The organism is Paraburkholderia phenazinium, assembly GCF_900142845.1.
GTDB lineage: Bacteria > Pseudomonadota > Gammaproteobacteria > Burkholderiales > Burkholderiaceae > Paraburkholderia > Paraburkholderia phenazinium_A.
Map to the genome: position 1 here is coordinate 837,572 of NZ_FSRU01000003.1, position 24,747 is coordinate 862,318.

A 24,747-nucleotide genomic window follows, 5' to 3' on the forward strand; every position below is an offset into this window, starting at 1 on the left:
CTTCATACAACACTTTGGTCAACAGACTGTCTCTGACGCCTCGTGTGAAGCGATCAAAACATGTGTCGTCGAAGTGCTTCGCTCTCTCGAGAGTGCATCGAGTCGAAGTGATTTCGATGCACTGCAAACGGTGTTGCCTGGCCTCTGTGTGTTGCCCTGGCTGTTGCTGTTTCGTCCGCACGAGCAAGGCAAAGTTCAATGAGCCGTGAGATCGGACGAGCGTGGGTGGTTCGCTTGCTTGCTCGCTTGCTGAGCGCTTCATGTCGAGCGCTTCGTGTTGCCTGGTAATCTGTGTTGCCGCGGGTTACTGCTGCTTGCCGGGCGCAAGACAAGTGCCCGGTCGATGCCCGACGAACGCCAGGCATCGACACCCGAGTGTTACTGGCAAGCCTCGCACTCGTCGAAGCCAGGATCGCCCGGACGCATCATGCACACCGGACCGTCGGCTTCGGGAGCCGCTTCGACGACGATCGCCGGCGCCGCTGCTGCCGCTTGCAGACCGCCGGACGATGCGCCGCCGGCGATGCCGAAGCCACCTGCCGCGCCGCCCCCAACACCACCCGCACCGCCCGAGCCTTCGCTACCGCCCGAGCTCACTGCATTCAGCGCGCCGTGCGCCACCGTCGACTTCTCGACGTGGGTCGCCGCCATCGTGCGGAGGTAGTACGTGGTCTTCAGGCCACGCAGCCAGGCGAGCTTGTAGACCTCGTCGAGCTTCTTGCCCGACGCGCCGCCCATGTAGATGTTCAGCGACTGCGCCTGGTCGATCCACTTCTGGCGACGCGAGGCCGCTTCGACCAGCCACGTTGCGTCGACTTCGAACGCGGTGGCGTAGATGGCGCGCAGGTCGGCCGGGATACGGTCGATGCGCGAGAGCGTGCCGTCGAAGTACTTCAGGTCGGCGACCATCACTTCGTCCCACAGGCCGCGCGCCTTCAGGTCGCGCACCAGGTAGTCGTTGACCACCGTGAACTCGCCCGACAGGTTCGACTTCACATACAGGTTCTGGAAGGTCGGTTCGATGCAAGCCGACACGCCGATGATGTTGGAGATCGTCGCCGTCGGCGCGATCGCCACGCAGTTCGAGTTGCGCATGCCGTGGGTGGCGATGCGCGCACGCAGCTCCGTCCAGTCCATCGACTCGCTCGAATCCACTTCCACGTAGCCGCCGCGCGCGTCGGCCAGCAGCTTCAGCGTGTCTTGCGGGAGGATGCCGCGATCCCACAGCGAGCCGCGGTAGCTCGAGTAGCGGCCGCGCTCTTCGGCCAGCTCGGTCGACGCGTAGTAGGCGTAATAGCAGACCGCTTCCATCGACGTATCAGCAAACTTGACCGCTTCTTCCGACGCGTACGGCGTGCGCAGCAGGTGCAGGCAGTCCTGGAAGCCCATGATGCCCATGCCCACCGGACGGTGCTTCAGGTTCGAGTTACGCGCCTTGGCGACCGCGTAGTAGTTGATGTCGATCACGTTGTCGAGCATGCGCATCGCCACGCTGACGGTGCGCTTCAGCTTGTCGTGGTCGAGCACCAGCGTGCCGTCGGCCTGTTCCTTCAGGTGGGCGACCAGGTTCACCGAGCCCAGATTGCAGACGGCGATTTCGGCGTCGCTGGTGTTCAGCGTGATTTCCGTGCAAAGGTTCGACGAATGGACGACACCCACGTGCTGCTGCGGCGAACGGATGTTGCACGGATCCTTGAACGTGATCCACGGGTGGCCGGTTTCGAACAGCATGCCGAGCATCTTGCGCCACAGTTGCGCCGCCGGGATCTTCTTGAACAGCTTGATCTCGCCGCGGGCGACCTTGTCTTCGTAAGCCGTGTAAGCCGCTTCGAACTCGGCGCCGAACTTGTCGTGCAGATCCGGGCAGGTGGACGGCGAGAACAGCGTCCAGTCCGCGCCTTCGTGCACGCGCTTCATGAACAGGTCGGGAATCCAGTTCGCCGTGTTCATGTCGTGGGTACGGCGACGGTCGTCACCGGTGTTCTTGCGCAGCTCGAGGAATTCTTCGATGTCCAGGTGCCACGATTCCAGGTACGCGCACACCGCGCCCTTGCGCTTGCCGCCCTGGTTCACGGCCACGGCCGTGTCGTTGACCACCTTCAGGAACGGCACGACGCCTTGCGACTTGCCGTTGGTGCCCTTGATGTGCGAGCCGAGGGCACGCACGCGCGTCCAGTCGTTGCCGAGGCCGCCGGCGAACTTCGACAGCAGCGCGTTTTCCTTCAGCGCTTCGTAGATGCCGTCGAGGTCGTCGTCCACCGTCGTCAGATAGCACGACGACAGTTGCGAGCGGCGCGTGCCCGAGTTGAACAAAGTAGGCGTGGACGACATGAAGTCGAAGCTCGACAGCACGTTGTAGAACTCGATGGCGCGCGCTTCGCGGTCGATCTCGTTCAGCGCCAGGCCCATCGCCACACGCATAAAGAATGCCTGGGGCATTTCGATGCGCACGCCGTCGCTATGCAGGAAGTAGCGGTCGTACAGCGTTTGCAGGCCGAGGTAGCCGAACTGCAGGTCGCGGTCGGCGTCGAGCGCGGCGCCGAGGCGCTTCAGGTCGTACTGTTGCAGCTTCTCGTCGAGCAGCTCGGCTTGCACGCCGCGCTTGATGAAGGTCGGGAAGTACTCGGCGTAACGCGTGCCCATTTCAGCCTGCGTGACTTCCTCTTCGAGGATCTCGCGGCGGATGGTGTGCAGCAGGATGCGGGCGGTGACCTGGCTGTACGCCGGGTCCTTTTCGATCATCGTGCGCGCAGCGAGGATGGCCGAGTCGTAGACCTGGCTCATCGGCACGCCGTCGTACAGGTTCTTCACCGTCTCCGCCACGATCGGCTCGGCGCTCACCGCATCGCCCAGGTTGGCGCAGGCCGATTCGATGATGTCGCGCAGCGCCACCATATCCAGCGGACGCGTCACGCCGCCGTCGGTGACGCTCAGGCCCAGCGAACCGTTCGGCGCTTCCACCGCGTCATGGCCGCGTTCCTGGGTGCGCTTCTCGCGATACAGCACGTAGGCGCGCGCGACGTTGTGCTCGCCGCCGCGCATCAGCGCGAGTTCGACCTGATCCTGAATGTCTTCAATATGGAAGGTGCCGCCGTTCGGGCGGCTGCGCAGCAGCGCGCGGACCACGCTTTGCGTGAGTTGCTCGACCAGTTCGCGCACGCGAGCCGAGGCCGCGCCTTGACCACCGTTGACGGCCAGGAATGCCTTGGTCACGGCGATGGCGATCTTCGACGGCTCGAACGACACCACGCTGCCATTGCGACGGATCACCTTGTAGTCGGCGAAACTCGTTTGCGACGCGAGCGCCTGTGCGCCTTGTGCCTGGCCGAAGGTCTGGCCAGTGGGTGCGCCCTCGTACCGGGTCGTCACGTTATCGGTGGTTTGCATGTGCAAAGCTCCTGGTCCTGGAAGTGTGCGAAGAGTATTCGCGGATTAGTACGAACGCTGCGCCGCCGCGAGCGCAAGCGATGGGGTGCAGGAAAGAGACCGGCTGAGCCCGGTGGCGGGATGCGACAGCGATGAAGCCAAATTCGATTTGTTGATGGTCTTCATCGTCTGTGTCGCGATCACTGGCTAAGCCCCTTTCCCGAATGCTTCTGGATGCGGCCGGTTCTCTCTACCGGCTGCGCCACAGGAATTTTTTCGCCGCCTGGAATGCTTGCGGCGCCATGCTCGACGAGCCGGGGCGCCGCGTAACTTATGCACTCAGTTATGCACAGAGTTATACACACCAGACACAAGATATAGTGCGAAACTGAATTTCTGGCACCAAGTATAGTGTAGTTTCAAGACAGGTCAAATCGTTTTATTTGTTTTTCAAGGCTTGACATTTGCATCGCCCGGCGCGAGCCGACTCCCCGGAGAACAAGGCTGCGCCTCGCTCTCCTCGCATCACGCAAAGTCGCGCGAAGGGCCGTTACGGCGTTTTGAAAAACTTGAGATAGGGGAAGTACTGATCCGCGAGCGCGGTGTCGCGCTGCAGACGGGGCCACTCGAAATGCGGTCCAGGATCGGTCTTGCGACCCGGTGCGATGTCCGAGTGTCCCGCGAGTGCGGCGATCGGATAGCGGATGGTCAGCGCCTTCACGAGCGCGCCGAGCGTCTCGTATTGCGCGGCTTCGAATGCGACCGCGTCGGTGCCTTCCAGCTCGACGCCGATCGAAAAATCATTGCAGCGCTCGCGGCCGAAAAAGTTCGACGCGCCCGCATGCCACGCGCGCTGCTCGCACGAGACGTATTGCTCGAGCTCGCCGGCGCGGCGGATCACGAAATGCGCCGACACCCGCACGCCACGCAGATGGGTGTCGTAGTACGGGTGAGCATCGCAATCGAGACGGTTCAGAAAGAGCTCGGCAATCGCGGTGCCGCCGAACTCGCCAGGCGGCAAGCTCATATTGTGGACCACGACCAGGCTCGGCACCGCGCCTTCGGAACGCGCTTCGAAGTTCGGCGACGGCAGCTTGCGCGCGGTCGGCACCCAACCTTGTTCGTCGACCGTGAAGCCGACGCTCATCGGGCGTCGCGGCCTGTCGGTCGCGCGGCGTGACGCTGCGCGTGAGCGGTGCAGCAAAAAGGCTCGCCGGCCACCACGATCGAGTCGCTCGCCGGCGCGTGTACGCCGCACTCGACGCAGCGGATCATCGGCTCGGGCAGCCGCGGCGCTTTGGCCGCGCGTGCCTGCGCTCCCGCGCCATTGCCCGCGGCGCGGCCGCCGGCGGGACCACCGGACGCGCCGGTGCGCTGCGCGTTGTGCGCGTCGGCACGACGCAGCGCCTTGACGAGCCATTGACCGACGACGAACAACAGGATCAGCAGAAAAATTTGTCGCATGGAACGATCACACCACAGGGCGGTGCAGCAGCACCTCGAAAACGAAACGGCTGCCGACGTAGGCGAGCAGCAGCGCCACAAACGACGCCAGCACCCAGCGCAACGCCGCGCGGCCGCGCCAGCCCGACACCTTGCGAGCAGTCAGGAGCGCACCGAACATCAACCACGAAAGAATCGCGAACACGGTCTTGTGATCGAGCCGCAGCGCGCGGTCGACCAGTTGCTCGCTGAACAGGATGCCCGAGAGCAAGGTCAGCGTGAGCAGCACGAAGCCCGCGCTGATCAGACGGAACAGCAGCTTTTCCAGCGTGAGCAGCGGCGGCAGCGTATCGAGCCAGCTCGACAGCCAGCCGTTGCCGGCCGCGGCGCCCTGACGCTGCAGCACGCCGCCGCGCATCGCATGCAGGCGCCGCTCCACCAGCAGCATCAGCACCGCGTGCAGCGCCGCGATCGCAAACAGGCCATAGGCGATGTTGGCGATCAGGAAGTGCAGCTTGAACATCGGGTCGGCCGCATACGACAGCACGTGCACCCCGCCGAAGCCGAGCGGCAGCAACGAGGCGACGCAGGCGAGCGGCAGCACGAGCAGGCGCAAACCGTCGAGCGGGAAGAAAAAACTTTCGATCCAGTAGATGCCGGCCCCGAGCCAGAACATCGCGGAGAGCGCGAACGCGAAACCGAACACCATCGCGTCCTGCGGGAAGATGGTGGTATGCAGCAGGACGCCGTGCGCGAGCAGGGCGACGAACAGCAGCAAGCGGCCCGGCGCGCTGAACGCCGCGACCGCCGGCCCGCCAGCCGCGGCCGGCAGGGCCGGCACGCTCTCTAACGCCGGACGCAACACGGTGTGCCGGTGCGAGCGCCAGCCCGCGACGGCGAGACCGCCGTACAGGAGCGCAGTGAGGGCATACAGTACAATATCCATATTCGAAGTTTACACTAGGCCCCAGTTCCGCGACGTGTCCCGCTTCGCGCCCAGCTCCGGCCGCACTGTTCATCGCTCCCCATGCTCGACAATCTGACTCAACGGATGGCGCGCGTCGTCAAGACGCTGCGCGGCGAAGCCCGGCTCACCGAGGCCAACACCCAGGAGATGCTGCGCGAAGTGCGCCTCGCACTCCTCGAGGCCGACGTGGCGCTGCCCGTCGTGCGCGAATTCATCGCCAAGGTGAAGGAAAAGGCGCTCGGCGAGGAAGTCATCAGCAGCCTGTCGCCTGGCCAGGCGCTGGTCGGCGTGGTGCAGCGCGAGCTGACCGCGATCATCGGCGGCGACTACGAAGGCAAGGCGGTCGAACTCAATCTCGCCGTCACGCCGCCCGCCGTCATCCTGATGGCCGGTCTGCAGGGCGCGGGTAAGACTACTACGGTCGGCAAGCTCGCCAAGCTCCTGCGCGAGAAGTACAAGAAAAAAGTGCTTACGGTTTCTTGCGACGTCTACCGCCCCGCCGCTATCGCGCAGTTGAAGACGGTGACCGAGCAGGTCGGCGCGGACTTCTTCCCGTCCGAGGCGGACCAGAAGCCGGTGGATATCGCGCGTGCCGCGGTGGACTGGGCCAAGCGCCACTATCACGACGTGCTGCTGGTCGACACGGCCGGCCGTCTCGGTATCGACGAAGCGATGATGCAGGAAATCGCGGCGCTGCACGCTGAGCTGAAGCCGGCGGAAACGCTGTTCGTGGTCGACGCGATGCTCGGCCAGGACGCGGTCAACACCGCCAAGGCGTTCAGCGACGCGCTACCGCTCACCGGCGTGGTGCTCACCAAGCTCGACGGCGATTCGCGCGGCGGTGCCGCGTTGTCCGTGCGCCATGTGACGGGCAAGCCGATCAAGTTCGTCGGCGTCGCCGAAAAGCTCGACGGTCTGGAAATTTTCTATCCGGACCGGATGGCGAACCGGATTCTCGGCATGGGCGACATTCTCGCCCTCGTCGAAGAAGCGCAGCGCGGCGTCGACGTAGAAGCCGCGCAGAAGCTCGCCAACAAGGTCAAGAAAGGCGGCGACTTCGACCTCAACGATTTCCGCGCCCAACTCACGCAGATGAAGAGCATGGGCGGCCTGTCGTCGCTGATGGACAAGCTGCCCGCACAATTCCAGCAGGCCGCCGCCGGCGCCAACATGGGCATGGCCGAGTCGCAGATGCGCCGCATGGAAGGCATCATCAATTCGATGACGCCCACCGAGCGCGCCAAGCCGGAGCTGATCAAGGCCACCCGCAAGCGCCGCATCGCAGCGGGCGCGGGCGTGCAGGTGCAGGAGGTCAACCGGATGCTGAATCAGTACGAGCAGATGCGCACCATGATGAAGAAGCTGAAGGGCGGCAACCTGCAGAAGATGATGCGCGGCATGAAGGGCATGCTGCCCGGCATGCGCTAGAGCCGAGCCAGGCCCCGGGACGATCCGGCCGGCGTTGCCGCGGGTCATCTCTACGACCAGGGCGCGCGTTTCCGGAAGCGCGGGTATATGCTGTAGCGCGCGCCGTCGTTATCGCAGTTGTTCTTTTTACACTAATGTATACAGATACTCCCCGCCAGACGTCATGAATCGCGAAGAAGCTCTCCACATATTCAGCCACTCCGAAGAAATCGTTTCGGCCCAGGACGTCAACGCGTCGATCAGCGGAATGGCCGCGGCCATCGCTGCCGAAATGAGCGAGGAGTTCCCGCTCGTGCTGTCGGTGATGGGCGGCGCGGCGGTGTTCACCGGCATGCTGTTGCCGCACCTCGATTTCCCGCTCGAATTCGACTACATCCACCTCACCCGCTACCGCAACACCACCAAGGGCGGCAGCGAGATGCAATGGCGCGTGGCGCCGGCGGAGTCGGTGAAGGACCGTGTCGTGCTGGTGCTCGACGACATCCTCGACGAAGGCGAGACCATGGCCGCGATCCGCGACCGCATCCTCGACATGGGCGCGAAGCGCTTTATGAGCGCGGTGCTGTGCGAGAAGATCATTCCGAAGGCCAAGCCGCTGCGCCCGGACTTCTGCGGCTTCGAAGTGCCGGACCGCTATGTGTTCGGCTGCGGGATGGACGCGAAGGGATACTGGCGCAATCTGCCCACGATTCGTGCGTTGACCGACGGGGCGTAAGCGAAGCTGGTTTGAAGTTGGGTGTTTAAGGTTTGAGCGCGGCTGGATCGACCCGGCCGTGCAGAAAAAAAGCGGCCCGCGCGTGGGCCGCTTTTTTGTTTGTCGCCGTTGTTTGTCGATGCGGCCGACTCAGAGTTGATGCACGAAAGACCGGATGCCACCGAGCATCATCTCCACCGAGATCGCCACCAGCACCAGGCCCATCAGCCGCTCGAACGCCATCATTGCGCGCTCGCCCAGCCAGCTCTGAATGCGCTCCGCCAGCATCAGCACGATCGCGCAGACAATCATCGTGACGCACAGCGCGCCGATCCATTCGAGCATTTTGCCGGGCGCCTGGGACGTCAACAGCATCACCGTGGCAAGCGCCGAGGGACCGGCCAATGCCGGGATGGCGAGCGGCACGATCAGCGGCTCGCCGCCGCGGGTGTCGCCGCCCAACGGACCGTCCGGGTGCGGGAATACCATCCTGAGCGCGATCAGAAACAGGACGATACCGCCGCCGATCCGCAAAGACTGGTCGGTCAGGTTCATCATCCGCAGAAAGCGCTCGCCGCTCACCATGAACGCCAGCAGGATCACAAACGCAATCGCCACCTCGCGCAGAATGACCACCGCGCGCCGCTTGGGCGCCACCCCGCGCAGGCAACTGACGAAGAGCGGGATGTTGCCTAGCGGGTCGGTAATCAGAATCAGCAGGACGGTCGCAGACAGGAAGGTGTACTCCACCGCCCTCTCCGCCTAGTTCGCCAGTGCTGCGCGAACCTTCTCCGTCACCGCCTGCGCTGCGCCTTCGACCGGCAGCAGCGTCGCTTCGGTGTCGCGGCGGCCCTGATACTCGATCTTGCCGTCCTTCAGGCCGCGGTCGCCGATCACCAGACGGTGCGGCACGCCGATCAGCTCCCAGTCGGCGAACATCACGCCCGGACGCTCGCCACGATCGTCGAGAATCACGTCAACACCGGCTGCGACCAGTTCCGCATAGAGCTTGTTGGCCTGCTCGCGCACGGCTTCGCTGCGGTCATAGCCCATCGGGCACAGCACGACTTCAAACGGCGCAATCGCTTCCGGCCAGATGATGCCCTTGTCGTCGAAGTTCTGTTCGATCGCCGCGCCGAGGATACGCGTGACGCCGATGCCGTAGCAGCCCATTTCCATCGGCTGCGGCTTGCCGGTTTCGTCCAGATACGTGGCGTTCATGGCTTCCGAATACTTCTTGCCGAGCTGGAACACGTGGCCCACTTCGATGCCGCGGCAGATGTCGATCACGCCCTTGCCGTCCGGCGACGGATCGCCCTTCTTGACGTTGCGGATATCCGCGACGACCGGCTCCGGCAGATCGCGGCCCCAGTTCACGCCGGTGATGTGGTAATCCACCTCGTTCGCGCCGACCACGAAGTCGCTCATGTTCGCGACCGTGCGGTCCGCGATCACCTTGACCGGCTTCTTCGTGTGGATCGGGCCCAGATAGCCCGGCGGCGTACCGAAGGTCGCGACGATTTCCGCTTCCGTCGCCATGCGGAACTCGGCCAGACCCGGTTGCTTGGACGCCTTGATCTCGTTCAGATCGTGGTCGCCGCGCAGCATCAACAGCCAGATGGTCGGCTCGGCGCCTTCGTTTTCCGTGGCGAGGATGATGGACTTGATGGTGCGCTCGAGCGGGATGTTCAGCAGCTCAGCCACCGCTTCGCACTTCGCCTTGCCCGGCGTGGCGGTCTTCTTCATCTCTTCAGCGGGCGCCGCGCGCTGGGCGATCAGCGGCAAGGCTTCAGCCGCTTCGACGTTGGCCGCGAATTCCGAGGTCGGACAATAGGCGATCGCGTCTTCACCGGTGTCGGCAATCACGTGGAACTCATGCGAACCGCTGCCGCCGATCGAACCGTTGTCCGCCGCCACCGCACGGAAGTCGAGACCGAGGCGCGTGAAAATGCGCACATAGGCGTCGTACATCTTGCGATACGACTCTTTCAGGCCGTCCTGGTCCTTGTCGAACGAGTACGCGTCTTTCATGATGAATTCGCGGCCGCGCATCACGCCGAAACGCGGACGGATCTCGTCGCGGAACTTCGTCTGGATCTGATAGAAGTTCACCGGCATCTGCCGGTAGCTCTTGATCTGGTTACGGGCGATGTCCGTCACCACTTCCTCGTGCGTCGGCCCAATCACGAAGTCGGTCTGCTTGCGATCCTTGAAGCGCAGCAGTTCCGGCCCGTATTTTTCCCAGCGGCCCGATTCCTGCCACAGTTCAGCCGGCTGCACGGCCGGCATCAGCAGTTCGATGCCGCCTGCCCGGTTCATTTCCTCACGCACGATGGCTTCCACCTTGCGGATCGAGCGCAGGCCGACCGGCAGGTAGTTATAGATCCCGCCGGCCACGCGACGGATCATGCCGGCGCGCACCATGAGCTTGTGACTGACGATTTCGGCGTCGGCGGGGGCTTCTTTGAGGGTGCCGATAAAGAAACGGGAAGCTTTCATTCAGAATTTTCCAAAAGCGGCGGCGCCGGAGCGACCGCCCGAAAGGTGAAAACGGTGGGGAATTCGACAAACGCGCGACAAAAACGTCACGAACACGTGGCAACCCTGCGGACAAACCCTTAGGCCGAGGCCGTCGCAAACCCTGCCCTGCAGTGCAAGCACAGTGCCGCTGCGCCGGATGGCCCACAGGCTACCGCAAACGCGCCCCCTTTGCGGCGAATCGTTCCAATCTGGTGCGATTCGGTGCGTCAGGTCCGTTATCTGTTTATAATCAAAGCAATTTTAAAGGATTCGAAGGTGGTTGTATGCTGGATCGTGAAGGCTTTCGCCCGAACGTCGGCATCATCCTCTTGAACGCGCACAACGAGGTGTTTTGGGGCAAACGGCTCCGTGAACATTCCTGGCAGTTTCCGCAAGGGGGCATCAAGTACGGTGAAACCCCAGTGCAAGCGATGTATCGGGAGTTACACGAAGAAACCGGCTTGCTTCCGGAGCACGTCAAGATCATCGGTCGCACGCGCGACTGGTTGCGCTATGAGGTGCCGGACAAGTTCATCAAGCGTGAAGTACGCGGTCATTACCGCGGCCAGAAACAGATCTGGTTCCTGCTACGGATGGTAGGGCGCGACTGCGACATTTGCCTGCGCGCCTGCGATCATCCGGAGTTCGATGCGTGGCGCTGGAACGAGTACTGGGTGCCGCTCGACTGTGTGATCGAGTTCAAGCGGGATGTATATCAGTTGGCGTTGACGGAACTATCCCGTTTTCTGCGCCGTGCTGCGCCGCGTTCGGAAAAACCTGGCGGCCATCACGGGCCTCGCTATCCACGGATAGCGTCGACCGCGACGGAACTGCAGGAGATGTCGGTAACGACCGTGACGGTCGAGACTACGATTCGCACGACGATCGAGTCCGATTGCGGCCCTGCCGACAACACCCTGACCCAGCCGGGTCTGCGCGACTAAACCCGGTGCGGCTTTCTGCACCGCATCTGCCGGTGCGGCTCATGGACTGCCGCACCGGCGTTTCAAGGAAACCATATTGAAAGCACTTGCTCTCGTCGTGGCGTGCGTCGCCACCGGCGCCCTGCTGGCTGGTTGTTCGAGCACACCCAAACCCACCAACAAGGATGACAGCGCGTTTACGTATCTGTTCGACCGCACGTCCAACTGGAAGGAAAACAACGTAGACACGTTGCCGTCGCTGCCGCTGGCGTCCAATCTGATTCCGTTCGATGTGTCCGGCAACACGCCGCTGACCTTCGCGGTGGACGCGAAGTCGCTGTCGGTCGGCAATGATGGCGTGGTGCGCTACACGGTGGTGGTGACGAGCCCGAGCGGCGCGCACAACGTGAACTACGAAGGGATTCGCTGCGATACGTACGAGTGGCGCCAGTACGCCGCTCTCAATGCGGATCACGACGGCTGGGACAGTACTGTCGCTACGCCGTTTGCGCGAATCGAAGACAGCGCGCTGAACGGCTATCAGGCGTCGCTCTATCAGGACTATTTCTGCGCGAACAAGGCGCCGACCGGCGCGGCCAAGCTGATTCTCGAAAACATGCGCTATAAAAAGACCGCCGCCTCGCAGATTCGTTGAGCGTGCACGCGTCGTAGCGTGTCTGGCCTTTCGGGGCTACGCACGAGGAGCAAAAGAAAAAGCCGTTTCAGTCTGACTGGAACGGCTTTTTTGCGATACCGCCGCCTTACCCGCGACGACCGCCTGAATCAGACCAGCACAAGGTTGTCGCGGTGGATCAACTCGGGCTCCAGCATATAACCGAGTACGGCCTCGATATCGCCGCTCGGCCGACGCTGAATCAGCTTGGCCTCGGCGCTGCTGTAGTTCGTGAGGCCGCGCGCCACCTCGCGGCCCGCCGCGCTGAGGCAGGCAATCACCTCGCCGCGTGCAAACGCGCCCTGCACGCCGACCACGCCGATCGGCAGCAGACTTTTGCCGCCTTCCGTCAGCTTCTCGACCGCGCCGTCGTCGATCACCACGTGCCCGCGCACCTGCAGGTGATCGGCCATCCATTGCTTGCGCGCCGCCATCCGTGCGGTGCGCGCAATCAGCTGGGTGCCGATTGCCTCACCCGTGGCCAGACGCGCCAGCACGTCCGGCTCGCGGCCGCTCGCAATCACGGTATTGGCGCCGCTATGCGCCGCCCGCTTGGCGGCGAGAATCTTGGTCAACATGCCGCCACGGCCGAGACTCGACCCCGCGCCACCGGCCATCGTCTCGAGCTCCGGCGCCCCGGCGTCGGCCTGCTGGACGAGCGTGGCGGACGGATCCTTGCGCGGATCGGCGGTGAACAACCCCTGCTGATCGGTGAGGATGATCAGCGCGTCGCCTTCGATCAGGTTCGCCACCAACGCGCCGAGCGTGTCGTTGTCGCCGAACTTGATTTCGTCGGTGACGACCGTGTCGTTCTCATTGATGATCGGCACCACGCCGAGGCGCAGCAGCGTCAACAAGGTGGAACGCGCGTTCAGATAACGTTCGCGGTCGGCCAGGTCGGCGTGGGTCAGCAGAATCTGCGCCGTGCGGATGGCGTGTTCGGCAAAGCGGCTTTCATACACCTGTGCGAGCCCCATCTGCCCCACCGCGGCGGCCGCCTGCAGTTCGTCGATTTCGCGCGGACGTTTGGTCCAGCCAAGCCGCTGCATGCCTTCGGCGATCGCCCCCGAACTCACCAGCACGACCTCTTTGCCTTGCGCGCGCAACGCAGCGATCTGCGCCGCCCAGCGACCGATCGCGGCATGATCGAGGCCGCGCCCGTCATTCGTGACGAGGCTCGACCCGACTTTCACTACCAATCGCCTGGAGTCTGCGATGACGGAACGCATTGTGCGCGGTCTCCCAAGATAATGCGTGATGCTGGCCGGCGGTCCATGACGAACCCGCCGGCGCCCAAGCGATGCTTTATTCCTGCGGCGCAGGCGGCTCGGTCGGCTCAGCCGAACCTGCGGCTGCCGCCTTCTCGCGGAAACGCACGTCTGCAGCCAGATCTTCCGCCTCGGCCTGGCGCTGCGCGTCCGAATGGGCGGCAATGTGGTCATACACCGCGTAGCACAGCGCTTCGCAACCCTGGCCGGTCAGCGCCGAGATCTCGAACACCGGGCCGTCCCAGCCGAAGCCTTCGAGGAACGCCGAGACGCGCGCTTCGCGCTCGTCTTCCGGCACCATATCGATCTTGTTCAGCACCAGCCAGCGCGTTTTCTCGAACAGCAATTCGTCGTACTTGCGCAGTTCGTTGACGATCGCCTTGGCTTCCACGACGGGATCGACCGCCTCGTCAAACGGCGCGATGTCGACGATGTGCAACAGCAAGCCGGTGCGCTGCAAATGGCGCAGGAACTGGTGACCCAGGCCCGCCCCTTCCGCCGCGCCTTCGATCAGGCCGGGAATGTCGGCGATCACGAAACTGCGGCTCGGGCCGACCCGCACCACACCGAGATTCGGCGCGAGCGTGGTGAACGGGTAATCGGCAATCTTCGGCTTCGCGTTCGACACCGACGAGATGAATGTGGACTTGCCGGCGTTCGGCATGCCGAGCAGGCCGACGTCGGCCAGCACCTTCAACTCGAGACGCACCATCCGGCGCTCGCCCGGCTTGCCGTCGGTTTTCTGACGCGGCGCGCGGTTCGTGCTGGACTTGAAATGCAGGTTGCCGAGGCCGCCCGCTCCGCCTTGCGCGATCTGGACGCTCTGGTTGTGCTCGGTCAGGTCGGCGATCAGTTCGCCGGTTTCCATGTCCGAGATGATCGTGCCCACCGGCATGCGCAACGTAATGTCGTCGCCGCCCTTGCCGTAGCAATCCGCACCGCGGCCGTTTTCGCCGTTGCGCGCCAGATGCTTCTTCGCGTAGCGGTAATCGATCAGGGTGTTGATGTTGCGGTCCGCCACTGCGTAGACGCTACCGCCGCGGCCGCCATCGCCACCATCCGGGCCACCGAACGGGACGAACTTCTCGCGGCGCATCGACGCGCTGCCATCCCCTCCGTCGCCGGCGATGACTTCAATCCTCGCTTCGTCAATGAACTTCATGCGTAACTCCGTCCCGTGTCTGTTGCTATTTTGCCGTGCCCGCTGTGCGTTGGACAATCGACCGATCGGCCATCCGCGCGGACTCACGACAACACATACCGCTATGAACCTGCAATGAAAAAGGCCCCGCTAACTTCGCGGGGCCTTTTTCCGGTCCTGAAGCCCGTGCCTGAGTAAACTCAGACTGCTGCCGGGACGACGTTGACCATGTGCTTCTTCGCTGCGCCCTTCGTCGAGAAATTGACGTGGCCGTCCGTCAGCGCGAACAAGGTGTGATCCTTGCCGATACCGACGTTTTCGCCCGGGTGCATACGCGTGCCACGTTGACGCACGATGATGCCGCCAGCGTTGATGGCTTGACCGCCGTAAACCTTCACGCCGAGACGCTTCGACTCGGAGTCGCGGCCGTTACGTGACGATCCGCCTGCCTTTTTGTGTGCCATTTGTTAGCTCCTTAACCGGTGCGCTTACGCGTTGATCGCGTCGATGCGCAGTTCGGTGTAGTTCTGGCGGTGGCCGCCATGCTTCTGGTAGTGCTTCCGGCGACGCATCTTGAAGATAGTCACTTTGGCGTGACGACCTTGCGACACGACGGTAGCCTTGACGGAAGCCCCACTGACCAGCGGCGTACCGAACTTAATCGATTCACCTTCGCCCACTGCGAGAACCTGGTCGAGCGTGATTTCAGCGTCAATGTCTGCCGGTATCTGTTCTACTTTAAGTTTTTCGCCGACGGCAACTTTATACTGCTTGCCACCGGTTTTTATGACCGCGTACATTGAGAACCTCACTCTGTGTTCATTTTTCCCACGCACCACGCGCGGAAACCCGTGATTATACATAGAGTTAGCTGCGCGGTCAAAACTCGTTGACAGGCGCGGCGCAGCCTCGTAGAGCCCAGCCGGGCGGGGGGCCGCGGGTCCATCCCGCAGGCTGCGGCCCGGAACTGTCGCGATTCGCCTTATAATTCGCGGCACTACCCAAATCAGCCATCATGTCGTCGACTGCCACCCCCTCTCCCAACGCCGCCAGCCTGCTCGCCCCGATTGCCGAAGACATGGAGCAGGTGAACCGCGTCATCCGGCACCGCCTGGCGTCCGAGGTGATGCTGATCAATCAGATTTCCGAGTACATCATCAGTGCCGGCGGCAAACGCCTGCGTCCCGCGCTGCTGTTGCTGGTGGCGGGTGCGCTGGGTGAAACCACCGGGTACCGGCACGAACTGGCCGCGGTGGTCGAATTCATCCATACGGCTACCCTGCTGCACGACGACGTGGTGGACGAATCCGATCTGCGGCGCGGCCGTCAGACCGCCAACGCCCTGTTCGGCAACGCCGCGAGCGTGCTGGTGGGCGATTTCCTGTACTCGCGCTCGTTCCAGATGATGGTCGGGGTCGGCAAGATGCGGGTGATGGAGATCCTCGCGGAAGCGACCAACATCATCTCCGAAGGCGAAGTCCTGCAGTTGCTCAACATGCATGATGCCGACGTGGACGAAGCCCGCTACATGCAGGTGATCCGCTACAAGACGGCCAAGCTGTTCGAAGCGGCCGCCCAGCTCGGCGCGGTCCTCGCCGGGGTCGACGCCACCACGGAAGCCGCCGCGGCGGAATTCGGCCGGCGCATCGGCACGGCGTTCCAGATCATGGACGACTGGCTCGACTACACGGGGACGGCGGAATCCATGGGCAAAAACGCCGGCGACGACCTGCGCGAAGGCAAGCCCACCCTGCCGCTCATTTACCTGATCGAACGCGGCACGCCGGAACAGTCGGCCCTGGCGCGCGAGGCGATCGAACAGGGCGGTACGGACCGGTTCGAGACTATCTTCGAGGCAATCACCCGCTCGGGCGCGCTGGATCACACGCTGGAATGCGCCAAACAGGAAGCCCAGGCCGCGGCCGCAGCAATTTCTTCGTTTCCCGATTCCATTTTCAAAGATAGCCTGCTAGAATTATGTTCTTACTCGACGGCAAGACAGTCTTGAACGAGACTGAAACGCCGGATTAGTCCGAGTCGAGTACAGCAGTACCCATCGGGGTGTAGCTTAGCCTGGTAGAGCGCTACGTTCGGGACGTAGAGGCCGGAGGTTCGAATCCTCTCACCCCGACCAGATTTCCTTGTTAGATCAAGGCAGAAACCGCCCAGCTTGCTGGGCGGTTTTTTGTTTTGGGCGCCTTGATTTGAGCTCGGGTGTCCAGCGGTCTCGTGTGTCTGCCGCGCGGGTCGAGCGCCGGCCAAAGACCTCATCGCACACTCCCCACATTCGCCAGACTGCCGCTCGGATACCGCCGTCGCTTGGCGACGCGAATAACGCGCGGGCCGAATCCATTCGTCGCGCCTTCTGAAACGTCATCGCTCATCGTCATAGCGGCGCTTGATCGAAACGACGCCCCGCGACTTCCACCGCCCCTCGCAAACCACAAACCACCCACGCGACGTTCCATTAAACGCGATCGGGACATTTCACTACAAATTATAAAATTCTTATTTTCAAGACAATTCGGATAGCGAATTATATTTTTGCGATGACACCAACCCTTGCAATGTGAAGTAAGCAGCCTTAACATCTCATCACTGATGAAACCATTTCATTATCATTCGGTATGCTAATGATAATTAGCCGCTTGAAAAGCAATCCCTGCCTTGCGTGCCATCGTCGTCAAAGGCCCGCAGAGTCTTGATCACGCTCCCGCTTCGAAGCCGATAACTGAGATCTCAATAAAATTCCCACTCACTCTTAATTTTTCTTCCAATGATTAGGATTATTGATTGTTTTATCAGAACAAAATCGCTTTCTTAAGAAATAAATCAGATTGATTCTGATCCCTGCGTTCGATTTTCCCGTTCACTCCTAAAGCCCGGTGGAGAGTTTTCTTGAGAGACGCTATCGACTTCGACCTCGCCGGCTCGATCAGCCTTGATCAGACTTGCGGCCCCGATCTTGAATATGACGCCGCGTTCATCTCGCTGCAACAGGCGGCCGTCGGCATACCGGAGCAGCAATTCGGCGACACGTTGATTCCCGCCACGGCGCCCGACTGGCGGCACGTCGAGCGGGAAGCCGCGGGTCTGCTGAAACGCACCACGGATTTGCGGATCATTGCCCTGATCACCTTGGCCTGGACGGAAATCAACGGGCTCGCCGGCTATGCGAGAGGCCTTGCGCTCACGGCCGACGTACTCGAGCAGCACTGGGGCACGCTTCATCCCCGTCTCGAGACGGCGGGCGAGTTCGATCCGCACCTGCGAATCAATGCCCTTGCCGCGCTGACCGACCCACAGACGCTCGCGCGCAGCGTACGTGCCGCGCCGTTGCTGACATGGAAATCCGCCCCGCTTTCGTTGCGCGACGCTGCCGCGATTCTCGAGAACGGCAAGCCTTCCTCAGCCAGCGCGTTGCCGGTGGCGAGCGATAGCCTTCAGGCGGAATTGCTCGTCGCTCTCAGGGCCGCGCACACGGAATTAGAGGTCGTGCCGCGCTTGCTGCAGACCGTTGAGCGGATTCGTCGGCAGATTCTCGCGAAGCTCGATGCCGCGTGGGTCCCCGATCTCAGTGCAATCGAAAACCCGCTAAGGGTGGTGTACCACGCCATCCGCGGCGCCCTGCGCGATACGCCGGCGTCGCCACCGGCCGCTCAGACCGCCTCGGCGCCGCCCGCGCCGCCAGCGCCCACAACCGTGCCCCCAACCACGCCCACGGGTCAGTCCGCTGCACAGAACAACGCCGGCCACGAAGGCTCATGGGCAAACACCCCCATACGCTCGCGCGACGACGTCCTGCTCGCATTAGATAGCGCCTGCGCCTACCTGGAACGGACTGAGCCCGGTCATCCGGCGCCCCTGTTGATACGCCGTGCGCAACGTCTGATGCACATGAGTTTTTACGAGATCGTCCGCGATATGGCGCCGGCTGCACTCCCCCAGCTAAGCATGTGGTCAGGTCAGCCTGACACGGCATCCGCTCATCTCAACAATTGACATACGGGCGCCTTGGCGCAATCGCAAGCCCAATCATTGGAGGACATCAGCATGGCCAATTCACGCGCCTTGAAAGCGAGCGCAACCGGGCAAAAATTCATCGCCCGCAACCGCGCCCCGCGGGTGCAGATCGAATACGACGTCGAAATTTACGGCAGCGAGCGGAAGGTCGAAATTCCGTTCGTGATGGGGGTGATCGCCGACCTGGCCGGCAAGTCGACCAGACCCTTGCCGGACCTCGAACAGCGCCGGTTCCTCGAGATCGACGTCGATAACTTCGACGAACGCCTCAAATCGATCCAGCCGCGCGTCGCCCTGCATGTGGCGAACGAAATCTCGGGCGACGGCCTGCTGGCCGTCGATCTCTCCTTCGAAAGCATGGAGGATTTTTCGCCGGCCAGCATCGCGAGGCAGGTGCCGGCTCTGAACCAGTTGCTGGAGGCCCGTTTGCAACTGTCCAATCTGCTTTCCTATATGGACGGCAAGAGTGGCGCCGAGGAGTTGATCACGCAGACCCTGAAAGACCCCACCTTGCTTAGAACGATCGCGGGTACGTCAAGCTCCGCGGCGGACGAGTCGCAGTAACGCCACGATCAAGCCCCATCCCATTTCATCAGCGTTGGCTGGAAGATCCCCATGAACGACACAGACTCCATCGAACAGCAGCCCGCCATACAAACCCTGCTACCCGGCAATTTGTCAGCCATGCTGATGAACCAGTTCAATCCACGCACGGAGCAGGCGCGCGAAGCGATCGATACGGCGGTGAAAACGCTCGCACTGCAGGCGCTGGAAAATGCGGTCGTCATTTCGAACGATGCCTACCAGACCATTCAGACCATCATCGCCGAGATCGACCGGAAACTCTCCCAGCAGATCAACACGATTATTCACCACGAAGACTTCCAGAAACTGGAGTCGTCGTGGCGCGGCCTGCACTACCTGGTCAACAACACCGAAACCGACGAATTGCTGAAGATTCGTTACATGCCGATCACGAAGTCCGAACTGAACCGCATGCTCAGGCGCTACAAAGGCGTCGCGTGGGATCAAAGTCCCCTCTTCAAGAAAGTGTATGAGGAGGAGTACGGCCAGTTCGGTGGCGAGCCGCTAGGTTGCCTCGTCGGCGACTATTATTTCGACCACAGTCCGCCGGATATCGAGACGCTCGGCGAGATGGCCAGGATTGCCGCCGCCGCGCATTGCCCGTTCATTACCGGCGCATCGCCCGCGGTCATGCAAATGGAGTCGTGGCAGGAACTGTCCAACCCGCGCGACCTCAGCAAGATTTTTCAGAATAGCGAATACGCGGCCTGGCGCCATCTGCGCGAAGCGGACGATTCCCGCTACCTCGGCTTGACCATGCCGCGCTTCCTCGCGCGTCTGCCTTATGGCTCGCGCATCAACCCGGTGGACGCCTTCGATTTCGAGGAGGACACGGAAGGCGCCACTCATGAGCGCTACGCCTGGATCAACTCGGCGTATGCCATGGCGACGAACATCAATCGTTCGTTCAAGCATTACGGCTGGTGCACGTCGATTCGCGGCGTGGAATCGGGCGGCGCAGTAGAAGGCCTGCCCGCCCACACGTTTCCCACGGACGACGGTGGCGTCGATATGAAGTGCCCCACCGAGATCGCCATCAGCGACCGGCGCGAAGCGGAACTGGCCAAGAACGGCTTCATGCCGTTCGTCCATCGCAAGAACTCGGATTGCGCGGCCTTCATCGGCGCGCAATCGCTGCAAAAGCCAGCCGAGTATCACGATCCCACCGCGACCGACAACGCGAAACTGGCCGCCCGCCTCCCCTATCTGTTCGCATGCTGCCGGTTCGCCCACTACCTCAAGTGCATCGTGCGCGACAAGGTCGGTTCCTTCAAGGAACGCGGCGAGATGGAAGCGTGGCTCAACAACTGGATCATGAATTACGTGGACGGCGACCCCGTGAACTCTTCACAGGACACCAAGGCGAGAAAGCCGCTCGCTGCCGCCCATGTGAGCGTGGAGGACATCGAGGATAACCCCGGCTACTACAGCGCCAAATTTTTCTTGCGCCCGCATTATCAATTAGAAGGTCTAACGGTCTCGTTGAGGTTGATTTCAAAGTTGCCGGCGCTCAAGGACGGTGCTGTTGCAGCGTGATTGCTTTAACCATGGCGATTGCTTCTAACAATCCCAAACCTGAAAGGGCATGCAATGTCAGTTGATATGTATATGTGGGTAGACGGCGTAGCCGGTGAGTCCAAAGACGCCAACCATAAGGGCTGGATCGATATCCAGTCGTACTCATGGGGCGCCATGCAGCCAGGCAACATGGCCACCGGCAGCGGCGGCGGGATCGGCAAGGTCAGCTACAACGACCTGCAGGTTGAGACCTTTCTCGACAAGGCCGCACCGGCCGTCCTGAAGTATTGCGCGAACGGCAAGCATCTGCCGAAGGTGGTGATCTCCGTGTGCAAGGCCGGCGGCACGCAGATCGAGTACCTCCGGATCACGCTCTCAGAAGTTCTCGTGACCTCCGTGCAGCAGGGCGCCGCGAAGGCCTCGGAAGCCGTCAAGATCACTTACGGCTTTCAGGCGGCGAAGGTCCGCAAGCAGTACTGGGAACAGACCGACCAGGGCACCAAGGGCGGCGAAAGCGTGCTGGCCTGGGACATCAAGGAAAACCGCGAAGTCTGACGGAGCCGGACCATCGGCGAGCGCGCCGCGCGAACGGGCGGGTCGATCACTGACGCCCGTGCGCGCGGCACAGCCCAAAGCGAGAAATGAGTGTGAACCAGGTCAACCCCTTGCATGAGCATGAGCATCGGCACGCAGTGCGCGCGCGGCGCGAGACACGAGCCGAAAGGCGCGCCGACACCCAGCCGTCGTTACTCGATCGGCTGACCGATCATCGGCTTCAGCAACCGCATGAGTTCGATAGCGGACTCGCGAGCCCGCGCGCCATGCTGCGTGACGCGATTCTGCGCGACCTGAACTGGCTACTGAACAGCGCAAACCTCGACACCACCAACGACCTCGATGCCTATCCGCATGTCCAGCACTCCGTCGTGAATTTCGGTGTGGGGACGCTCGTGGGGGCATCGGCATCGGGGGTGGAGTGGACCCAGATCGAATGCGCGGTGCGGGAGGCCATCGTCCGGTTCGAACCGCGCATCCTCGCCGACAGCCTCGAAGTCCGCTGCAGCGCATCGGAGAATGGACAACACGCCCACGCGTTGTCGCTGGAGATTTCCGGCCAGTTGCGGTCGAACCCATCCGCGCCCGCGCTGCGGGTTCGCGCGGCGCTCGATCTGGACAGCGGCCAGATTGCATTGCGCTCGCAAGGCGTAGCTTGATGGACGCGCGTCTGCTCGACTACTACAACCGCGAACTCGCTTACCTGCGCGAACTCGGCGCCGAATTCGCCGAGGCATTCCCGCAGACCGCCCGCCATCTGGGTATGGGCGGCGCGGAGTCCGTCGATCCCTACGTGGAACGCCTGCTTGAAGGATTCAGCTTCCTGACCGCACGCATCCACTTGAAACTGGACGCGGAGTTCCCCCGTTTCTCGCAGCGCCTGCTCGACGTTGTCTATCCGAACTATCTTGCCCCGTTGCCCTCGATGGCAGTCGTAGCCATTCAGCCGAACCTGCGCGAAGGTAGCTTGCAATCCGGCTATACGCTGCTGGCGGGAACGCCGTTGCGCGCCAACCTGGCCAAAGGCGGCCAGACGGCATGCGAATTCCGCACCGCGCATGACGTCACCCTGTGGCCGCTGAGTCTCACCGATCTGAAAATGAGCGGCGAGCCAGGCGATTTGCCGCTGGCGCAAACGGGCCTCGCAGGCCGCGTGCGTGGTGCACTGCGCATCCGTCTGCAGACCTGCGGCGCGACCGGATTCAAGGACCTGCCGCTCGACGCGTTGTCGTTTTTCATCAGCGCCCCCGAAACCCAGGCGCTGCAGATCCTCGAACTGGTGTTGGGCCATTGCGTGGGCGTGATCTGTCATGACGCGTCGCAGACCCAGCCCGGATGGTCGTTGCTGGACGAAGACGCCATCCGCCATGAAGGATTCGACGCCAGCCAGGCCCTGCTGCCCTACGGGTCTCGCTCGTTCAACGGCTACCGGCTGCTGCACGAGTATTTCGCCTTTCCGGCGCGCTACCTGTTTTTCAGCATCAAACACTTGCGTCGCGCGTTGCAACGCGTAGAGGGCAATACGTGCTCGTTGACGTTGCTATTCGATCGCGCCGCGCCTGAACTCGAGCGCGCCGTCGATCCACGCAGTCTCTCGCTCTTCTGCACGCCCGCGATCAATCTGTTCCCGAAGCGGACGGACCGCATCGCCGTCTCGACGCAACGCTACGAGCATCATCTGGTGGTGAATCGCACGCGGCCGCTGGACTACGAAATCTACGGCGTCGACAAGGTGACCGGGCATTTGCAGCCGGACGGCAGAACCTGCGAATTCCGCCCGTTCTACGGCACCCTGTCCGACGATCCCGACAACCACGGCCGGTACTTTTCGCTGCGTCGCGAACCGCGTCTCGTCGCCGGCCAGGGCGGCCGCAGCGACCATGGCAGTCCACGCACGCCTTATACGGGCAGCGAAGTTTACGTGTCGCTCGTCGACCAGCACGAAGCGCCTTTCCCGGACGACTTGCGGCACATCTGCGTCGACGCGCTCTGTACCAATCGCGACCTCGCTCTGCTGATGCCGCTCGCCGGCAGCAGCGATTTCAGCTTGCGCATGTCGGCGCCGGTCGCAGCCATCAAGGTGCTGCGCGGACCCACCCCGCCGCGTCCGGCGATCGCCGAGAACGAGATCGCCTGGCGGCTGATCAGTCACCTCGGTCTCAACTATCTGACGCTGACCGACCTGGACGGCGCCCAGGGCGCCCAGGCCTTGCGCGAGTTGCTTGAACTGTATACGGGCGCGGCAGATCCCGGGCTGCTGCAGCAGATCCAGGGCATTCGCAGCGTGCGGGTCGAAGCGGTCCACCGCCGCTTGCCGCAAGCGGGCCCGCTGATGTTCGGCCGTGGCGTGTGCGTCTCGCTGCTACTCGACGAACTGGCCTTCGCGGGCGCCAGCACCTACCTGTTTGGTGCGGTGCTGGAGCAGTTCTTCGCGCGCCATGTGTCCTTGAACAGTTTTAGCGAACTCGTGGTGGCAACCCTGCAACGTGGAGAAGTGAGACGATGGGAACCCCGCATCGGCCGCCGGCCGACAGCCTGAGCGCAAGCGCCGGCGAGTCGCTGCGACGCTTCTGGCGGCGCGTTGCCGACGCGCCGCACGCCTACGATCTGTACCACCTGTTGCGCTGGTTCGATGCCCGCGCCGGCGGCCGGGTGCCGCTCGGGCGCGCCACGCATCCCGCCGACGAACCGGTACGGCTCGGCCAGCAGCCGTCGCTCGCCTTCGCGCCGTCCACGCTGGCCTGCGCCACCGCACCGCGCGCAGACGCTCTGCCGCAGGTGTCGATCTACAGCTTCGGCCTGTTCGGACCGAACGGGCCGCTGCCGCTGCATCTGACCGAATTCGCCCGCGACCGGGCTCGCAACTATGACGACCGCACCCTCACAGCGTTCGCCGACGTGTTCCATCATCGGTTGATCCTGCTGTTCTATCGCGTGTGGGCCGATGCCCAGCCGACCGTCAGTCTGGACCGCCGGGAAGGCGCGCGCTTCGACAACTATCTCGCGAGTCTCGTCCATCTCGGCTTACCGGCATTGCGCCGGCGCGACGAGATTCCCGACCACGCCAAATACTTCATGGCAGCTCACCTGGTGCGGCAAACCCGCAATCCCGAAGGACTGCGGCAGATCCTGCGCGCTTATCTCGGCGTGCCGGTGGAGATCGTCGAACATGTGCCGCACTGGATACCGGTCGGCGCGCGGCAGCGCACGACACTCCGCACGCATGCGAACACCCAGAGACTCGGCGCGGGCGCGATGCTCGGCATCGCCGCGCTCGACGCCCACGCGAAGTTCGAGATCAGAGTCGGGCCGCTATCGCGCGAGGCGTACCTCGCGTTATTGCCCGGCACGCGGCGGGCGCGCCAACTGACGGACTGGGTGCGTCAGTACATCGGGCTCGAATGGGCGTGGGATCTAAGACTCGTGCTGGCAGCAGATCAGGTCACGGGCAACACGCTCGGCCGCGATCAGCCACTGGGCTGGGGCAGTTGGCTCGGCACGCGGACCCGTCGGTGCGCCGCCGACGACCTCGTCTACTCGCCCGAGACCAGCACGCACCGCCACGCTCAAGCCGAGTAGCACAAGCCGATCCCGCCCGCTACGCCTGCCACCGCACCGCGCCCATCAACCGTCGAGACGTTCT

22 protein-coding genes and 1 tRNA gene are annotated in these 24,747 nt (G+C 62.9%); 13 read left to right on the top strand and 10 right to left on the bottom strand.

The genetic code is table 11. The features are described from left to right. Window positions 1-378: 378 nt before the first annotated feature. The 4 genes from BUS12_RS37400 to BUS12_RS37415 all read right to left on the bottom strand — a co-directional run bounded on the left by BUS12_RS37400 (window position 379) and on the right by BUS12_RS37415 (window position 5,755). Window positions 379-3,387 carry a ribonucleoside-diphosphate reductase subunit alpha gene (locus BUS12_RS37400; RefSeq protein WP_074302579.1) on the bottom strand — a complete coding sequence of 1,003 codons (3,009 nt, stop codon included), beginning with the start codon at window positions 3,385-3,387 and terminating at the stop codon, window positions 379-381. A 529-nt stretch (window positions 3,388-3,916) separates the two neighbouring features. After that, window positions 3,917-4,513 carry a 1,6-anhydro-N-acetylmuramyl-L-alanine amidase AmpD gene (gene ampD / locus BUS12_RS37405; protein WP_074302581.1) on the bottom strand — a complete coding sequence of 199 codons (597 nt, stop codon included), beginning with the start codon at window positions 4,511-4,513 and terminating at the stop codon, window positions 3,917-3,919. Continuing rightward, window positions 4,510-4,830: a PP0621 family protein gene (locus BUS12_RS37410; RefSeq protein ID WP_074302583.1), complete on the bottom strand. Its 321-nt coding sequence runs from the start codon at window positions 4,828-4,830 to the stop codon at window positions 4,510-4,512. The genes ampD and BUS12_RS37410 overlap by 4 nt, the downstream gene beginning before the upstream one ends. A 7-nt stretch (window positions 4,831-4,837) precedes the next feature. Then, window positions 4,838-5,755: a cytochrome C assembly family protein gene (locus BUS12_RS37415; protein ID WP_074302585.1), complete on the bottom strand. Its 918-nt coding sequence runs from the start codon at window positions 5,753-5,755 to the stop codon at window positions 4,838-4,840. A gap of 81 nt (window positions 5,756-5,836) precedes the next feature. Between BUS12_RS37415 and ffh the strand changes: the two genes are divergently transcribed. Both ffh and BUS12_RS37425 read left to right on the top strand, forming a co-directional pair. Then, window positions 5,837-7,204 carry a signal recognition particle protein gene (gene ffh, locus BUS12_RS37420; protein ID WP_074302587.1) on the top strand — a complete coding sequence of 456 codons (1,368 nt, stop codon included), beginning with the start codon at window positions 5,837-5,839 and terminating at the stop codon, window positions 7,202-7,204. Window positions 7,205-7,367: 163 nt separating this feature from the next. Continuing rightward, window positions 7,368-7,919 carry a hypoxanthine-guanine phosphoribosyltransferase gene (locus tag BUS12_RS37425; protein ID WP_074302589.1) on the top strand — a complete coding sequence of 184 codons (552 nt, stop codon included), beginning with the start codon at window positions 7,368-7,370 and terminating at the stop codon, window positions 7,917-7,919. Window positions 7,920-8,048: 129 nt separating this feature from the next. On the opposite strand, the gene BUS12_RS37430 is transcribed toward BUS12_RS37425, so the two are convergent. Further along, a complete protein-coding gene (locus BUS12_RS37430) occupies window positions 8,049-8,648 on the bottom strand; it encodes a MarC family protein (RefSeq protein WP_074302591.1) in 600 nt (199 codons plus the stop codon). A 12-nt stretch (window positions 8,649-8,660) separates the two neighbouring features. Further along, a complete protein-coding gene (locus tag BUS12_RS37435; RefSeq protein WP_074302593.1) occupies window positions 8,661-10,397 on the bottom strand; it encodes a proline--tRNA ligase in 1,737 nt (578 codons plus the stop codon). A 305-nt stretch (window positions 10,398-10,702) separates the two neighbouring features. Here BUS12_RS37435 and BUS12_RS37440 point away from each other — a divergent pair, with 305 nt between their 5' ends. Beyond that, window positions 10,703-11,362 carry an RNA pyrophosphohydrolase gene (locus tag BUS12_RS37440; RefSeq protein WP_074302595.1) on the top strand — a complete coding sequence of 220 codons (660 nt, stop codon included), beginning with the start codon at window positions 10,703-10,705 and terminating at the stop codon, window positions 11,360-11,362. A gap of 76 nt (window positions 11,363-11,438) precedes the next feature. After that, a complete protein-coding gene (locus tag BUS12_RS37445; RefSeq protein ID WP_074302597.1) occupies window positions 11,439-11,996 on the top strand; it encodes a CNP1-like family protein in 558 nt (185 codons plus the stop codon). Between the two features lie 128 nt (window positions 11,997-12,124). Here BUS12_RS37445 and proB read toward each other — a convergent pair whose 3' ends face one another. The 4 genes from proB to rplU form a co-directional block, all read right to left on the bottom strand. Continuing rightward, the gene (gene proB / locus BUS12_RS37450; RefSeq protein WP_074302599.1) at window positions 12,125-13,243 is read right to left on the bottom strand and encodes a glutamate 5-kinase; all 1,119 of its coding nucleotides are present in this window, start codon (window positions 13,241-13,243) and stop codon (window positions 12,125-12,127) included. Window positions 13,244-13,319: 76 nt separating this feature from the next. Further along, window positions 13,320-14,444 (bottom strand): Obg family GTPase CgtA, encoded by a 1,125-nt coding sequence (gene cgtA / locus BUS12_RS37455; RefSeq protein WP_074302601.1) that lies wholly within the window; start codon window positions 14,442-14,444, stop codon window positions 13,320-13,322. 179 nt (window positions 14,445-14,623) lie between these two features. After that, a complete protein-coding gene (gene rpmA / locus BUS12_RS37460) occupies window positions 14,624-14,887 on the bottom strand; it encodes a 50S ribosomal protein L27 (RefSeq protein WP_007180330.1) in 264 nt (87 codons plus the stop codon). 24 nt (window positions 14,888-14,911) lie between these two features. Then, window positions 14,912-15,223 (bottom strand): 50S ribosomal protein L21, encoded by a 312-nt coding sequence (gene rplU / locus BUS12_RS37465; RefSeq protein ID WP_007180329.1) that lies wholly within the window; start codon window positions 15,221-15,223, stop codon window positions 14,912-14,914. Between the two features lie 215 nt (window positions 15,224-15,438). On the opposite strand from rplU, the gene BUS12_RS37470 reads away from it, so the two are divergent. The 9 genes from BUS12_RS37470 (at window position 15,439) to tssG (ending at window position 24,683) form a co-directional block, all read left to right on the top strand. Continuing rightward, the gene (locus BUS12_RS37470; RefSeq protein ID WP_074302603.1) at window positions 15,439-16,431 is read left to right on the top strand and encodes a polyprenyl synthetase family protein; all 993 of its coding nucleotides are present in this window, start codon (window positions 15,439-15,441) and stop codon (window positions 16,429-16,431) included. A 49-nt stretch (window positions 16,432-16,480) separates the two neighbouring features. Continuing rightward, a tRNA-Pro gene (locus BUS12_RS37475) sits at window positions 16,481-16,557 on the top strand. Window positions 16,558-17,321: 764 nt separating this feature from the next. Next, window positions 17,322-18,425, top strand: a complete 1,104-nt coding sequence (tssA, locus tag BUS12_RS37480; RefSeq protein ID WP_074302605.1) for a type VI secretion system protein TssA — start codon at window positions 17,322-17,324, stop codon at window positions 18,423-18,425. A 51-nt stretch (window positions 18,426-18,476) separates the two neighbouring features. Continuing rightward, window positions 18,477-19,010, top strand: coding sequence for a type VI secretion system contractile sheath small subunit (tssB, locus tag BUS12_RS37485; protein ID WP_074302607.1), 534 nt, complete (start codon window positions 18,477-18,479; stop codon window positions 19,008-19,010). A gap of 51 nt (window positions 19,011-19,061) precedes the next feature. Continuing rightward, window positions 19,062-20,567, top strand: a complete 1,506-nt coding sequence (tssC, locus tag BUS12_RS37490; protein WP_074302609.1) for a type VI secretion system contractile sheath large subunit — start codon at window positions 19,062-19,064, stop codon at window positions 20,565-20,567. A gap of 54 nt (window positions 20,568-20,621) precedes the next feature. Further along, complete coding sequence (locus tag BUS12_RS37495; protein ID WP_074302611.1) at window positions 20,622-21,104, top strand: Hcp family type VI secretion system effector; 483 nt, start codon at window positions 20,622-20,624, stop codon at window positions 21,102-21,104. A gap of 86 nt (window positions 21,105-21,190) precedes the next feature. Further along, on the top strand, window positions 21,191-21,763 hold the full coding sequence (tssE, locus tag BUS12_RS37500) for a type VI secretion system baseplate subunit TssE (protein WP_083640850.1): 573 nt from the start codon (window positions 21,191-21,193) through the stop codon (window positions 21,761-21,763). After that, window positions 21,763-23,643 carry a type VI secretion system baseplate subunit TssF gene (gene tssF, locus BUS12_RS37505; RefSeq protein WP_074302615.1) on the top strand — a complete coding sequence of 627 codons (1,881 nt, stop codon included), beginning with the start codon at window positions 21,763-21,765 and terminating at the stop codon, window positions 23,641-23,643. Before tssE ends, tssF begins: the two co-directional genes overlap by 1 nt. Beyond that, entirely contained in the window at window positions 23,607-24,683 is a 1,077-nt protein-coding gene (gene tssG / locus BUS12_RS37510) for a type VI secretion system baseplate subunit TssG (protein ID WP_074302617.1), read from the top strand. The genes tssF and tssG overlap by 37 nt, the downstream gene beginning before the upstream one ends. The last annotated feature ends 64 nt before the right edge of the window (window positions 24,684-24,747 follow it).